The sequence below is a fragment of the Curtobacterium sp. NPDC089185 genome (genome assembly GCF_040685235.1).
Taxonomy (GTDB): domain Bacteria; phylum Actinomycetota; class Actinomycetes; order Actinomycetales; family Microbacteriaceae; genus Curtobacterium; species Curtobacterium citri.
Genome location: NZ_JBFBHK010000022.1, coordinates 17294 through 31395 on the forward strand (window position 1 = coordinate 17294; position 14102 = coordinate 31395).

Consider the following 14102-nt stretch of genomic DNA (forward strand, 5'->3'; position numbering starts at 1 on the left):
CACCGTGGTCAGGTTCCTCCTCCGTCGGCTCGGGTCCCTCGTCGTCGTACTGCTCGTGCTCAGCGTCGTGGTCTTCGTCCTGCAGCAGGTCTCACCCGGTGATCCGGCGCGCGCCGCGCTCGGCGCGAACGCGTCCCGGCAGGCCGTCGCCGCCGAGCGCCTCCGTCTCGGGCTCGACGACCCGTTGCCCGTCCAGTTCCTGCGCTTCGTCAGCAACGCGCTCCGCGGTGACTTCGGAACGTCCTTCCGCACGCACCGGCCCGTCGCGACGGACCTGGCCACGGCCCTCCCGGCCACCGTCGAGCTCGTGCTGGCGGCCTTCGTGATCGCGCTCGTGCTCGCCGGACTCTTCGCGACGTCGGCTGCGCTGTCCTGGCCGTTCAGCGGCCTCTACCGCGGGGCCCTGCTCGTCGGGGCGACCGCGCCGCCGTTCCTGCTCGCCCTCGGCGGCATCATCCTGCTCTACGCGGAGCTCGGATGGCTCCCCGCCTCCGGACGCGGCGACGGCGGGCTCGGATCCGAGCTGTCCCACCTCGTCCTCCCCGCCACGGTGCTCGCGATCGCGCCGGCGCTGGCCATCGGGCGGATCCTGCGAGCCGGGCTCGAGTCCACCCTCGCGGCCGACCACATCCGGACGGCGCGGTCCAAGGGCCTCGGCCGATCCGCCGTCCTCGCGCACCACGTGGCCCGGAACTCCATCGGACCAGCCCTGTCCATGGCAGGGCTGCAGCTCGGGTTCATGTTCGCCGGGGACGTCGTCGTCGAGCAGGTCTTCAGCTGGCCGGGGATGGGCAACTACCTCGCGAACAGCATCCCCGTGTCGGACTTCCCGGCGATCGCCGCCGTGACACTCGTGCTCGGCGCCGTCTACGTCGTCGTCAACACGATCGCCGACGTCCTGCAGGCGGCCGCGGACCCCCGTCTCGCCTGAGTCGGCAGCGCCACCCCCCCCCCCCCGTTCCCCCCCCGTTCCCCCCCCGTTCCACCCCATCGGCTCCACCCACCCGAAGGAGAAACCCGTGATGCTCAGCTCCCTCCGCAAGCGCTCACGTGTCGCGCTCGCCACGGCAGCGGTCCTGCCGCTCCTGGCGCTCGCTGCATGCTCCGGCGCCGGCAACGCGAAGGCGGCGAACCCCGCCCCGACGAACGGCACCCTGACCGTCGGTCTGCTCGGCGACATCGGCCAGCCGCCGGACCCGGACATCTACTACGCGAACAACGGACTCGCCATCGTCCTCAACACCTACGAGGGCCTCGTGCAGTACGCGAACGACACCGACAAGGTCGAGATCGCACCGCGCCTCGCGACCTCGTGGAACGTCAGCAGTGACAACACGACGTACACGTTCCACCTGCGGAAGGGCGTGACCTTCCACGACGGCACCCCGTTCACCTCGGCCGCCGTCAAGGTCGCGTTCGACCGGCGCATCGCCGTCAAGGGCGGCGCCGCGTACATGGTCGAGGGCGTGAAGAGCGTCGCCACCCCCGACGACCTGACCGCGGTCGTGACCCTCGACAAGGCCGACTCGGCGTTCCTCGACTACCTGGCTTCGCCCTTCGGACCGAAGATGGAATCGCCGACCGCACTGCAGGAACACGCGGGCTCGGACGACGCGCAGACGTGGCTGCAGACCCACGACGCCGGCACCGGCCCGTACGAGATCAGCGCAGCCGACCCCGGGACCTCCTGGACCCTGAAGCAGTACGACCGGTACTGGGGCACGAAGTCGCCCTTCACCACCGTCAAGCTGCCGATCTACTCCGACGTCTCCGCCCTGCAGCTGGCCTTCGACCGCGGAGACGTCTCAGCCGTCGTCGCCGCGCTGCCGTCCTCGAGCCTGGCGAAGTACGAGGACTCGGAGGCCTACACCAGCTCCATGCTGCCCACCCTGCAGTCGGCCCTGGTCACGCTGAACCCGTCGCGGTCGTTCTTCTCCGCGAAGGAGGCCCGACTCGCCTTCCTGCAGAGCATCGATCAGGAGTCGCTCGTCAAGCAGGTGCTCGGCAGCCGGTCCGAGCCCGCCACGACCCTCTACGCCAAGGGCATGATCCCCGGCGGGAAGGACGAGCAGGAGCTGTCGTACAAGCCGTCCGTGATGCAGGACTACGCGAAGTCACTGACGAAGGGCACGAGCATGACCATCGGCTACGCCAGCGGCAACACGAACGCGCAGCAGATGGCGAACATCCAGGCGGCGAAGCTGCAGGCCCTCGGGATCGATGCCACTGCCAAGGGCTACCCGACGTCCCAGGTGTTCGGGTGGATCAACGACCCGAGCAAGGGTCCCGACGCCTTCTTCGACGGCAACAACGGCCCCGACGGCGGCTCACCGTACATGTGGGGCCACGTGTTCTGGGACAAGTCCGGCGGCATCAACTACTTCGGGTGCGACGTGCCGAGCGTGGACGACAAGCTGGACCAGGCCGTCGCGACCGGCGACGACGACCTGTATGTCGAAGCGGCGAAGGAGTACGCCGCCACCGGCTGCTACTACAACCTGTCCTACAACAAGGACTGGGTCCTGGCACAGAAGTGGTTGACCGGTGTCGCCGCCGCCCACAACATCGGTGCCAACGAGCTCGACTTCAGCAAGCTCGGGATCAAGCGCTGACCGGGCGCGGGGCGGCCGGCGAGTACCAGTCTCGCCAGCCGCCCCGCACCGCGACGAACCGACCCCTCATCCAGGAGGATGATCTCGATGACCTCCGAACGCGCGGACGCGACCGAGCAGCTCTCGCTCTCGCGGCAGATCCACCAACGCCTCCGTGAAGCGATCATCCGGGGTCGGTACCCGCAGGGCCACAAGCTCGCGGAGGTCCGCATCGCCGACGAGCTGTCCGTCTCGCGGGTCCCCCTCCGTGAGGCGGTACCGATGCTCGAGATGGAGGGCTTCGTCGTCACGACTCCTCGCCGCGGAGCCGTCGTCACGACCTGGACCACCAAGCTCATCCACGACCTCTTCGACCTCCGGGAGGTCCTCGAGGTGGGGGCGGCCGGCCTCGCCGCTCGCGCCATCGGCCGTGGCGCGTCCGCCGATCGGATCAGACAGGCCCTGGAGCACTCGCACGCCGTCGTCGACGACGGTGACCCGTACCGGATCGCCGAAGCGAGCACCCTCCTCCACGAGCGGATCGTCGAAGCCACCGGGAACACCCTCATGCAGGCCTCGATGCGGTCGGTCTCGGGACGAGTGCAGTGGCTGTTCTTCCTGACGAGCGATCTCGACGTGCACGACGCCTTCCACGACCACGTGGAACTCGTCGCCGCCATCGCACGGGGCGACGAACGGATGGCCGAGGCGCTCGCCTTCGCGCACATCGAGCGCGATCGAGAACCCTCCTTCGCTGTGCTCCGGAAACCCCTCGGCTGAACCTCTTCACCCCGTGCGATGACCGAGCGCGACCGGCTCACTCCTCAGCCGCCGTCGTACCGGACGACCCAGGTGCGGGCGATCTTCCACTGCTGCGTCCGGTGGAAGCCCGCCGGCCGGAGCGCGGCAGTCGCCGTCGCGCGGTCGTCCGGCTTCGTCGCCGTGACGAGCCAGACCGTCGTCGCGTCACCCAGGGCGCGACCGGGTTCCCGGAGGGGCCGCTGCGTCTCCCAGAGCCCGTCGCCCGCACCGGCCGGCGTGATCAGGAGCGGATCGTCCAGGCCGGCGAACGCTGCCGGGTAGGTCTCCGCGATGATCCGTGACGTCGCTCTCGGATGCCGCTGCACGGGGCCGAAGAGCACCGCGTCGCGTGCGCTGTCCGGTTCGCCGAGCCGTTGCCGCTGTACCAGTGCGGCGACCTGGTTCCAGGCGGAGTCGTCCTTCGCGGTCACGGTCCGTTGCGCCGTCGCGCTCGGCGCCGACAGCCCCACGGCGAGCAGCACCACCACGATCGCGGCCGGACGGAACCACCGCGTCGGGACCGCATTGCGAAGGTGCCTGCTGTCGGAGGGGAAAGTGCGGCCGCCAGCATCGGTCGGGCGATGCACAGCCGTTTCGACCGCTGGATCGAAGAGCAGGCGGCCCTAGACCCGAAGTGGCGGCCGGGGCTGAGATCCGGTCCGGATCGACCGGACGGCTTCTATGGATCGGTGCCGGTGGAGCTGAAGCCGAACACGCCAAGCGGTCTGAGTAAGGGGCGCACTCAGCTGCGTCGGTATATGAATGCCTTCGACTCGGAGGTCGGCTACCTCTACGTCTACGACGACTACGGCAACTTCACCCTCAAGGAGACTCTGAAATGACGAGGCGGGAGCAACTCGGTCGCCTGTACGACGAGGTCGGCATGGCATTCGAAAGTCATACCTTCAGCAGGATCGCGTCGAACCGCTGGAAGCGGAGCAAGGAAGGGTTCGAGGAGATCATCGAAGTTTCGGCTCTTCGTGGGCGCTATAATCTTGCGTGGTCTTTGACCGCGCCAGCGGCGGCGGACGTGTGGTGGGGGGAAGCTCCGAAACGGAACGACGATAGCGTCGAGTGGGGGCTGTTAGCGAGTGACATCAACACGACTCTTTGGCCGTCGCGGCAGCCGGAGGTGACGGATGAGATTCTCCGCTCGGACGAGGTGCCGGATCTTCTCCCGATCGCTCAAGCCCTATGCAAGCGGTTGGATCCACTCGAATCGCCGTCGGACGTGCAACGGCTCCTCGAAGCCGGTCCGGAGAACGACTCGATTCCGTTCGTGCATCCAACCTCAGCGAATGCGCGGAAGATGTTGGCTGCGGTTTTTTCGCCCTCTAGTGAGTGGAGCAGCGACGATGACGGGATTTTCTTATCAGCGGCCGCGGCATTGCGCGACTCGGCCTCAGAGCCTTGGGTCGGGCGGATCGCCCGATATCGAAGCCGCGCCATCGCCGGGGCGTAGAACGAAAGTCCCTCATCGCGCGGCTGCTGTCCTTCGGTCGTCGTGCCGATGTGTAGCGAACGTCGTTCAGACGTTCACCTACAACGGTGCGCAGCAGATGGGTTGCCGGGTTGGAGCCGTGGCTTGAGCACTGGCACGACGCAGAACAAGTGGCCGGAGCTGACTTGGAAGGCCTCGGCCGCAAACCGGGAGGGTGCATTGAGGTCCTTATGTTCACCGCGAGTTCCCGGGTACATATCGCATGAGGCCTTCTGACCTGGGCTTCGGGCGGTGAGGGGAAAACGAGGGTGAACCCAGGGGAAACACAGGCTGAGGCAGTCGCCGAGGGTCCCTCGATCCGCACCACCGTGCTGGCCAACGAGACCTGCAAATGACCCGCCACAGAAAGCCCCCGTGCAAGCGGGGGTTTTCTCGTTCCCGGGAGTGTTCTTGGTGCGGATCTCTCCCCGGACGCACCGGGCTCTGGTGACAGGCGATCAGCCCAAACGGGGAAGCGAACGTCGTTCAGCGACGCGCCTGGTTGCGGGATCGACCGGCTGACCCGGGGACCAGGCCGTGTGCCGCTGGTTCGCTCCGGTTCGGTGGACCGACGGCGCGACGGTGAATCCGTCGCTCACCGCTCCTCGAGCGCTGCGAGCAGGCGACGGAGCGACTCCTGCCAGTCGCTCGACCCGGTCTCGGCCCACAGTTCGGCGAGCTCCCCGTCTGGACGCGCAGCGTCGTGCACCGCCTGGATCGCTCGGTCCGCGAGACGGCGACTCGGTCTGCGCGCGCGGCCGACGAACTGCTGGATGCTCTCGGTGTAGGCGTCGGTCTGCGTGGGACGACCGAGTCCGTGGGCGACGACCTCCGCCGCTGCGATGGCTGTGGCAGCGGTGTCGCTGTCGAGGGTGTCGCCGAGCTTCGCCGCGGTCGAGAAGGCGGCCTTGACGACCGTCCACCGTCGCTCGCCGTCGAGTTCTGCGACGAAGTCGGCGGCTGCATCGTTGCCGATCGGCTCGGCGCTCCAGGTCCCCATGCCGCAAGCGTAGGACGCTCCCCGTCCCGTAGTCTCCGAGCATGCGGACCGCGCCCGACGACCGACCACGGTCGGGGTCCCGACGACGCCCCGCGGGACAGCGGAGCCGGAGCTGGTCGGCCGGTGGGCTGGTCGCCGTCGCGCTCCTCCTGACGGGCTGCAGTACGACGCCACAGCCGGTCGAGCGGGACACGGTCGTCGACCTCCTGCACCAGGACTGGCAGCACGTGCCCGGCATCGCCCCCGACGGCGACGCGCTCCGGGTGACGCAGACCGGCCGCCGGATCGTCGAGCAGGACGGCGGCGGAGGGCAGCCGGACCCGCCCGTGAACCTCTTCGGCACACACCTGTCGGCCGACGGGGACTTCTCGCTCACCACGACCCTGCGGGACGTGACGGCCGACGCGACCCTGGCCGTGTACGACAGCCCGCCGATCATCGCCGACGAGTTCCGCATCGAACCGGCCGGCATCCACCTCACGCTCCGCGGGGACGACCTCGAGGTCGTGGTCTTCGACGGCTCGCCGCAGCGCGACGTCGCTCATCCTCGGCCGGCGCGCGACGAGCACGTGCGGGTGGACGACCCCGAGGCGGAGCTGACCGTGCAGCGTTCCGGCGACGACCTCGCGGTGACGAGCGGTGGCGACACCCTGACGACGCTGCCGCTCGGGGACGCGTTCGACTCGGGCGAGTTCTGGCTGGGGTTGTCGAGCGACGAGGGATCCTTCACGGTCTCCTCGCTCACCGCTGCGGCACCGGCGGGGGACTCCCTGGCCGTCGAGGGGCCCGTCGCCGCGGACGCGGACCGGTCTCCGGACGGACTCCAGGCGCTCGCGGCACGGGTGAGGCCGGGCTTCCGGATCGGTGCGGCGGTGGCGCTCGGGCCGCTCGCCGCGGACCGGCAGTACGCGCGCCACTTCGTGGGGAACTTCGGGGCCCTGACCCCGGAGAACGCGATGAAACCGCAGGCGCTCGCTCCGCGCCAGGGCGTGTACACGTTCGAGGAGGCGGACGCCCTGCTCGACCTCGCGGCGAGCGAGGACATCTCGGTGCACGGCCACACCATCGCCTTCACGGAGGCGATGCCGCGGTGGATGCGGGACCTCCCCACCGACTCCGCGGAGGACCGTCGTGCCAGTGCGGACGCCCTGCTCGACTACGTGCGGACGGTGGTCACCCACTTCCGGGGCCGGCTCGACTCGCTCGACGTGGTGAACGAGCCGTTCGACGTCGACCAGGGGACCGACCTGCAGGAGAACGTCTGGTACCGGGTGTTCGGTGCCTCCTACCCGGTGGTCGTGTCGAAGGCGGTGCACGACGCGGACCCCGACGTTCGGCAGTTCATCAACGAGAACGGGGCCGACGTGCCCGGGCCCCGCCAGGACGCCCTCCGTCGACTCGCGCTCGACACGAACGCGCAGGGCGGGTACATCGCCGGCGTCGGTCTGCAGGCGCACGTCTACGACCTCGACACCGACGCCGTCTCGGCCGACGACCTCAAGACCACGCTCGAACGGTTCGACGAGGCCGGTCTGCTCGTCCGGATCTCCGAGAACGACGTCACCGACAGCGAGGGCCAGGACGCCCAGGCCGAGCAGTACGCCACGATCCTGGCAACGTGCCTCCGCTCCGAGGCCTGCATCTCGTACACGACGTGGGGCGTCGACGACCGGTACGACTGGTTCACCGACGAGGACGGCCGCCTGCAGCAGGGACACGACCTGCTCTTCGACGACGGCGGCCCGACGCCCGCGTACGACGCGCTGCGGGAGGCGCTCGCCGACTGAGCGTCAGCCGGTCCGCACCGCCGGGTCGGCCGCGGCAGCGCGCAGGCGCGCGAGCTCCTCGGCCACCAGCGGTCGGAGGTCCGCGCCCGGTGCTGCGACGGTCCACCGGTCGAAGCCGTCGTAGTAGGCGCGGACGGCGGTCCAGGCGAGGACCGCGGCCCGGGCGTCGTCCTGCAGGCGGCTCCGGAGCGCGTGCTCGAGCGCCTCGGTGATGACGAAGTGCTTGTGCACGGCGCGCTCGCGCAGGGCCTCGCTCGACGCCGTCAGCTCGGCGATGGCGGCGCCGACGGCCTGCTGCTCGGGGACGTGCTCGGCGACGAGCGCGTCGAGCACCGCCTCGACGAGTGCCGCACCGTCGAGGTCGTCCGGGGCGTCGCCGACCACGCGTCGGACCGTGTCGACGGTGGCGGCCTGCCCCTGGAACAGGATCTCGCGCTTGTCCGCGAAGAGCCGGAAGAGCGTCGCCTTGGTCAGCCCGGCGCGCTCGGCGATCTGTGCGGCGGTGGTCCGGTCGTAGCCCTGCTCGCCGAAGAGCGCGAGCGCCGCGTCGAGCAGCCGCCCGCGCGGGTCCGGTTCCCAGCGCGCCACGCTCCGATCCTAGTCGATGCGACTCAGTCTCATCAGGTGTACGGTGACGAGACCAAGTCTCATCAAGCAAGGAGCACCCATGCGCATCTTCGTCACCGGCGCCACCGGATGGATCGGGAGCGCCCTCGTCGGCGACCTCCTCGCCCGCGGACACGACGTCGTGGGCCTCGCCCGGTCGGACGCCTCGGAGGAACGGCTCCACACCATGGGCGCGCGGTCGGTCCGCGGGGACATGACCGACCACGACCGCATCGTCGAGCAGGTCCGGCTCGCGGACGCCACGGCGCACCTGGCCTTCACCCTCGACTTCGGCGCGTTCGAGGAGACGATCGACAACGAGGTCGCCCTGCTGGCCGCCGTCGGTGACGCCCTCGCGGACAGCGGCAAGGCCTTCTTCGCCGCTTCCGGGACGCCCACGAACGCCCCGGGGACGGCCACCGAGGACGACCCGCTCGACCCGGACGGACCGGCGGGAGCCCGGGCGCGGACCGCCTCGGCGGTGCTCGGCCTCGCCGACCGCGGGATCCGGGCCGGGCTCGTGCGGATGCCGCGGACGGTGCACGGAGAGGGCGACCGCAACGGACTCATCGCGGCGCTCGTCGGCCTCGATCGGCAGCTCGGCGTGGCGGCGTACGTCGGTGACGGTCGGAACCGGTGGCCGGCGGTGCACGTCGGCGATGCCGCGCGGCTCGTCCGCGCGGCCCTCGAGGGCGCCCCCGCCGGTGCCGTCCTGCACGCCGTCGCCGAGGAGGGCGTCCGGATGCGCGACGTCGCCGAGGTGATCGGACGGCGGACCGGCCTGCCGGTGGGAGCCGTCGACCCGACGGAGCTCGGCGTGTTCGGCGCGCTGCTCGGCGGGGACCAGCCGGCGTCGAGTGTGCGGACGCGGGAGCTCGTCGACTGGCGTCCGACGGGGCCGAACCTGCTCGAGGACCTCGAGGCGGGGTACTACACGGACGGACGCGCCTGATCGGGAGCGGTCAACGAGCGGTCGGGCGGAACCAGCGGATGAGCTCACGGAGGGCCGGCAGGGAGCTGAACTGCGTGCCGTCCCCGGCGTCGAGGTCCTCGAAGGTCGTCCGGTAGCCCGGCGCCTGCTCGACGTCGGTGTCCTCGGCCGGGTAGCCCATCGTCCACTCCGGGAACTGCCGCTCCTCGATGAGCTCCTCGGTCAGCACGGTGACCTTCGTGTGGCGCTCGTCGTGCTTGATCGTGGCCATCTTGTCGCGGACGGCCTGGTCCGGCCCCTCGAGCAGCTGCAGGAAGTAGCCGTTGCGGAAGAGCAGGACACCGGTGATGTCGTTCCGTTCGTTGGCGCGCCGGCTCTGCGCGAGCAGCCCGGCGAGGTCGTCGTCGTCCAGCGATCGGGTGGCGACGCTCGAGTAGATGAGGGACAGCATCGGGTCTCCTTGGTGGGGGAGTGGTCAGTCAACTCCGTGTGCCCCGTGTGTCCCGCTGGCCGTCGGGGGACGACCGGACAGGCGGTGTCAGGCCGACGGGTGCGCCGCCAGGAACGCGTCGGTCTCCGCCGCGGTCGGTGCCGTCGCCGGACCGTGCCGCGTCACGGCGAGGGCCGCCGCCGCGTTCGCCCGTCGGACGGCGTCCACCAGCGAGGCACCGCGGGACAGGGCCGCGACGAGCACGCCGCCGTGGGCGTCGCCCGCGCCGTTCGAGTCCACCGCGTCGACGGCGAAGCCGGGCACCAGCACCGGGGCGGCCCCGGGCTCGGCGACCCAGCAGCCCGCTGCGCCGTCGCGGACCAGGGCGGTGCCGCGGGCGGACGCGGCGATCGTGGTGACCGCCTCGGGGAGTCCTGCGGCCGTCGGGGCCAGGAGCCGCGCCTCCCGGCCGTTGGCACTGACCACGTCGTTCCGCTCGAGGACGGGCCCCAGGACCGCCGGGTCGAGTGTGTCGACCAGGGGCGACGGGTCGAGCACGACGCGGACGGAGGGCGGCACGGTGCCGATCCAGTCCGCGATCGCCGGGCCGTTCACGGCGTGTGCGAGGCCGTAGCCGGAGACGAACACGGTGTCGTCGGAGCGGAGCTCCACGCGGTCGAGGTCCGACCGGTCGAGGCGACCCTCGGCGCCGACGCTCGTGACGAACGTGCGCTCGGTCGAGGCGTCGACCAGGGCGACGCAGTAGCCGCTGTCGACGTCGTCGCGGCCGGGCTGCAGGACCTCGACGCCGGACGACGCGAGTGCTGCGCGGACGACGTCACCGAACGGTCCGGTGCCGTACTGGCCGGCGAAGGCCACGTCGATGCCGTCCCGGACGGCGGCGACCATCGTGTTCAGGCCGCCGCCCGCGGTGATCGTCGATGCCGAGGCGATGACGTCCCCGCCGGGCTCCGGGATCGCGTCGACCCGCATGACGATGTCGACGATCACGTTGCCGACCGAGACGAGCCGGGGCATCAGCGGCCCTGCTCGGGGGCGAGCACCTGGCCGCGTGCGCCGCCGGTGAGCAGGTACACGGCTGCGGCGACGACGAAGGTGACGATCCAGCCGAGGCCGTTCGCGCCGATCCAGCTCGCCGAGAACGCCCCGACGAACACGGGCTCGGCGTCGCCCACCTGCACCGCGGTGAACAGGAACCCGACGACGATCGCGACGACCCAGGCGGCCAGGGCTCCCCACGCGACCCCGCCGCGGTACCAGTAGCGGCCACCGGCACGGAGGTCGAGGAGCGCGACGGGGTCGTACCAGCGGCGCCGGAGCATGTCGGCGGTGAAGACGCCGAGCCAGGCGGTGATCGGGACGGCGAGCACCGAGATGAAGGTGATGAACGGCGCGTAGAAGCCGTCAGCGACGAGCATGAAGTACATCGCGCCGAGCGTCGTCACGACGACGTCGACCGCGACTGCCCAGACGCGGGGGACCGCGATGCCGAGGGTGAGCGTGGTGAGGCTGGCCGAGTACACGGACAGGTGGTTCGACAGCAGCAGGCCGCCGAACGCGGCGACGAGGTACGGGATCGCCATCCAGCCGGGCAGCAGGTCGCGGATCGCGGCGACCGGGTCACCGGCCTGGGCGAGGGTCGGGTCGCCGGCGGACACGAGCGCGCCGAGTCCGACGAGCACGACGAGGGGGATCCCGGCGCCCGCGGCGCTCGCCGCGATCAGGGCCCCTGCCCGGACGGATGTCCGGGTGTAGCGGGCGATGTCCGCGCCGGCGGTCGCCCAGCCGATGCCGGTGCCGGCGGCGATCGTGCCGATGCCGATCACCATCGCGCTGACCGGACCGGCGGGCTGCGACCCGACGACGTCCCAGTCGACGCGGAGCACCAGGAAGACCGCGACGAAGACGTTGAGGGCGCCGAACACCCACGTCGCCCACTTCTGCACGGCGACGATGAACGCGTGGCCGAGGCCCGAGACGAGCACCGTGGCGACGACGAACACCAGGATCGCGACGATCGTCAGCACCGGGTGGGCCTTCGCGTCACCGTCGGTGCCGAAGAGGATCGCGAAGAGCGAGAGCAGCACGAACGCGGCGGTGGTGGTGTTCACGGTCTCCCAGCCCAGGCGGGAGAGCAGCGACACCGCGGTCGGCCCGACGTTGCCGCGCACGCCGAACACCGCACGGCTCAGGGTCAGGCCGGGAGCGCCGCCGCGACGGCCGGCCACGGAGATCACGCCGACGACCGCGAAGGACCCGGCCGCGCCGATCACGGCGACGAGGAGGGCCTGCCAGATGGTCAGCCCCTGGAACGCCACGAGGGTCGCGCCGAGCGGCAGCCCGAGGATCGAGATGTTCGCGGCGAACCAGACCCAGAAGAGCGCGCCGGGTCGGCCGTTCCGCTCGTCGGCGGGCACGGGCTCGATGCCGCGCTGTTCGATGCTCGTCAGCGTGCCGCTGGAGAGCGTGGTGGTGGCGTCGGCCATGGGGTCCTCTTGCGTCGTCGGAAGGGGTGGTGCGGGAGGGGGACCGAGCGGTGGCGAGGGGGGACGCCACCGCTCGGCGTCGGGGTCAGCCGCGGTGGCGGAGCGTGAGCAGTCCGTCGACCAGCGGGCCGAGGTCGAGGTGGTTGACGGTCGTCACGGTGGCGACGGCGTCGGCGGGCCAGGCGTCCGCACCGTGGACGGCGCCGAGCACGGCCCCGGCCATCGCGGCGATCGTGTCGGTGTCGCCGCCGATCGACGCCGCGGTGCAGAGTGTCTCCCACGGGTCGAGGTCGAGTGCGACGAGGGCGAGGGCGGCGACGACGGACTCCTGGCTGGCGACGCTCGTGCCGATGAGCCGCGAGACCGTGTCGATCCGGTCCGCCGCGGGCACGGTCGGCAGGTACGCGCGTGCCCAGGCGGTCTTCGCCGCGATGTCGCCACCGGCGACCCAGTGTCCGCGCTCGGCGCCGATCGTGGCGGCAGCGACGGCGGCGTCGAGTGCCTCGGTGCGGGATGCCCCGTCGATGCCCGCGCTGACCGCAGCGGCGACGGCACTCGCGCCGGCCAAGCCGAGCCCGGTGTCGTGCGTGACGCGGCAGGCGTCCTGCACGGCGTCGACCAGCCGGACGAGGTCGCCGGACGGCACGGCGATGCCGACGGGGGCGATGCGCATCGCGGCGCCGTTCGTCGTGCCGGTCGACCCGGCCTCGGACGCGGGGACGCCGTCGAGGATCCGCTGCACGGCCGTCTTGGTGCTCGGCCCGAGCAGGTCGAGCGAGCCCTTCGCCTCCATCGCGCGCTCCCACGCGATGAGCGCCTCGGCGAAGCGGGTCGGGTCGATGCGCCCGTCGCCCTCCAGGAGCAGCTCGGCGACCATCACGGCCTGCTCGGTGTCGTCGGTGATCGTGCCCGCGGGCATGCCGGCGGCGATCCGCTGGTGCGGTCCGGCGTCCACGAAGCCCGTCAGGACACCGTGGTCGGCGCGGATCTGTGCGAGCGACATCGACTGGGTCGGCATGCCGAGGGCGTCGCCGATCGCGAGTCCGGTGAGGGCGGCGAGGGCTGCGGTCTGGTCGTCCACGGGGTCCTGTCGGGTCGTCATCGTGCCGTCCCGAAGCGCATGTGCAGCCGGAAGCGGTCGGGGTCGAGGAGGCTGTCGACGCGCTCGACGAACGCGCCGTCGGCGGTCCGGGAGACGCGGCGGCTCCGGAGGAACGGGGTGCCCGCGGGCCGGTCGAGCAGGGCTGCGTCGTCGACGTCGAGCGGGACGACGTCGACCCACTGCTCGGCCTCCGCGGGGACGAGGCCGGCCTCGGCGATGGTCGCGGTGAGCGAGTCGTCGACCAGTCCGTCGGTCGTCGCGGCCGCCAGGCGCCCGACGTGCGGCAGCACGCTGCGCTCGAGCGACACGGGTCGCCCGCCGACGACGGTGCGGAGCCGGTCGACGGCGACGAAGGTCGCCTCCGCTGCGTCCACCTCGGCCTGGAGGCGCGGGTCGTCCAGCCGGACGAGCCGCAGGATGCGCGTGGTCACCTCGGTGCCCGACGCGGCGATCGACCGGGCCCAGCCGCCGCGCGGGTCGAGCGTGGCGCCGTCGAACGTGACGACGGAGCCGATGCCCCCGCGGGTGGCGATGTACTCGTCGTCGGCCAGGTCGGCGAGGGCGGCCCGGACGGTCCCGCGGCTCACCGCGAACCGTTCGGCGAGGTCGTGCTCGCCGGGCAGGCGCTCACCCGCGCGGTACCGGCCCGACGCGATCGCATCGCGGAGGGCGTCGGCGACGAGACGTCGCTTCGATGAGACCGGCATGGACATGAGTGTACATGTACAATGCCTGTCCACTCATCGAGACGCCCACACGACGGACGGGAGGCGCGGTGCCAGCTTCGACCTCGACGAGCACGCGCTCATGGCCTTCGCCGAGGACCACACCGTCGCGAACGCCTCGCTCACCCGGCTCCACCGCGAC

Annotated in this window: 15 protein-coding genes; 7 read left to right on the top strand and 8 right to left on the bottom strand. The window is 71.3% G+C overall.

Annotation, left to right across the window (positions count from 1 at the left end; genetic code table 11):
• The first annotated feature begins 4 nt into the window (after window positions 1–4).
• The 3 genes from AB0N84_RS15145 (at window position 5) to AB0N84_RS15155 (ending at window position 3371) form a co-directional block, all read left to right on the top strand.
• The gene (locus AB0N84_RS15145) at window positions 5–931 is read left to right on the top strand and encodes an ABC transporter permease (RefSeq protein ID WP_363547819.1); all 927 of its coding nucleotides are present in this window, start codon (window positions 5–7) and stop codon (window positions 929–931) included.
• Between the two features lie 91 nt (window positions 932–1022).
• Window positions 1023–2612: an ABC transporter substrate-binding protein gene (locus AB0N84_RS15150; RefSeq protein WP_363547850.1), complete on the top strand. Its 1590-nt coding sequence runs from the start codon at window positions 1023–1025 to the stop codon at window positions 2610–2612.
• A gap of 87 nt (window positions 2613–2699) precedes the next feature.
• Complete coding sequence (locus tag AB0N84_RS15155; protein WP_363547822.1) at window positions 2700–3371, top strand: GntR family transcriptional regulator; 672 nt, start codon at window positions 2700–2702, stop codon at window positions 3369–3371.
• Between the two features lie 44 nt (window positions 3372–3415).
• On the opposite strand, the gene AB0N84_RS15160 is transcribed toward AB0N84_RS15155, so the two are convergent.
• Complete coding sequence (locus tag AB0N84_RS15160; protein WP_363547824.1) at window positions 3416–3874, bottom strand: hypothetical protein; 459 nt, start codon at window positions 3872–3874, stop codon at window positions 3416–3418.
• A 51-nt stretch (window positions 3875–3925) separates the two neighbouring features.
• Between AB0N84_RS15160 and AB0N84_RS15165 the strand changes: the two genes are divergently transcribed.
• Window positions 3926–4234, top strand: a complete 309-nt coding sequence (locus AB0N84_RS15165; protein WP_363547827.1) for a hypothetical protein — start codon at window positions 3926–3928, stop codon at window positions 4232–4234.
• Window positions 4231–4854, top strand: coding sequence for a hypothetical protein (locus AB0N84_RS15170; RefSeq protein WP_182046645.1), 624 nt, complete (start codon window positions 4231–4233; stop codon window positions 4852–4854). Before AB0N84_RS15165 ends, AB0N84_RS15170 begins: the two co-directional genes overlap by 4 nt.
• A 613-nt stretch (window positions 4855–5467) precedes the next feature.
• Here AB0N84_RS15170 and AB0N84_RS15175 read toward each other — a convergent pair.
• The gene (locus tag AB0N84_RS15175) at window positions 5468–5872 is read right to left on the bottom strand and encodes a DUF4259 domain-containing protein (protein ID WP_289459285.1); all 405 of its coding nucleotides are present in this window, start codon (window positions 5870–5872) and stop codon (window positions 5468–5470) included.
• 41 nt (window positions 5873–5913) lie between these two features.
• Here AB0N84_RS15175 and AB0N84_RS15180 point away from each other — a divergent pair, with 41 nt between their 5' ends.
• Window positions 5914–7659 (top strand): endo-1,4-beta-xylanase, encoded by a 1746-nt coding sequence (locus AB0N84_RS15180; protein ID WP_363547830.1) that lies wholly within the window; start codon window positions 5914–5916, stop codon window positions 7657–7659.
• A gap of 3 nt (window positions 7660–7662) precedes the next feature.
• Here the strand turns inward: AB0N84_RS15180 and AB0N84_RS15185 are convergent, their stop codons facing one another.
• Complete coding sequence (locus tag AB0N84_RS15185) at window positions 7663–8247, bottom strand: helix-turn-helix domain-containing protein (protein WP_363547833.1); 585 nt, start codon at window positions 8245–8247, stop codon at window positions 7663–7665.
• Between the two features lie 79 nt (window positions 8248–8326).
• Here AB0N84_RS15185 and AB0N84_RS15190 point away from each other — a divergent pair, with 79 nt between their 5' ends.
• Window positions 8327–9217, top strand: coding sequence for an NAD-dependent epimerase/dehydratase family protein (locus AB0N84_RS15190; RefSeq protein ID WP_363547836.1), 891 nt, complete (start codon window positions 8327–8329; stop codon window positions 9215–9217).
• A gap of 10 nt (window positions 9218–9227) precedes the next feature.
• On the opposite strand, the gene AB0N84_RS15195 is transcribed toward AB0N84_RS15190, so the two are convergent.
• The 5 genes from AB0N84_RS15195 to AB0N84_RS15215 all read right to left on the bottom strand — a co-directional run bounded on the left by AB0N84_RS15195 (window position 9228) and on the right by AB0N84_RS15215 (window position 13942).
• Complete coding sequence (locus AB0N84_RS15195; protein WP_363547839.1) at window positions 9228–9647, bottom strand: BLUF domain-containing protein; 420 nt, start codon at window positions 9645–9647, stop codon at window positions 9228–9230.
• 87 nt (window positions 9648–9734) lie between these two features.
• Window positions 9735–10664 (bottom strand): PfkB family carbohydrate kinase, encoded by a 930-nt coding sequence (locus AB0N84_RS15200; protein WP_363547842.1) that lies wholly within the window; start codon window positions 10662–10664, stop codon window positions 9735–9737.
• Entirely contained in the window at window positions 10664–12133 is a 1470-nt protein-coding gene (locus AB0N84_RS15205) for a cytosine permease (protein ID WP_182046651.1), read from the bottom strand. The genes AB0N84_RS15200 and AB0N84_RS15205 overlap by 1 nt, the downstream gene beginning before the upstream one ends.
• 85 nt (window positions 12134–12218) lie before the next feature.
• Window positions 12219–13235, bottom strand: coding sequence for an ADP-ribosylglycohydrolase family protein (locus AB0N84_RS15210; protein WP_363547845.1), 1017 nt, complete (start codon window positions 13233–13235; stop codon window positions 12219–12221).
• On the bottom strand, window positions 13232–13942 hold the full coding sequence (locus AB0N84_RS15215; RefSeq protein ID WP_363547848.1) for a GntR family transcriptional regulator: 711 nt from the start codon (window positions 13940–13942) through the stop codon (window positions 13232–13234). Before AB0N84_RS15215 ends, AB0N84_RS15210 begins: the two co-directional genes overlap by 4 nt.
• Between the last annotated feature and the right edge of the window lie 160 nt (window positions 13943–14102).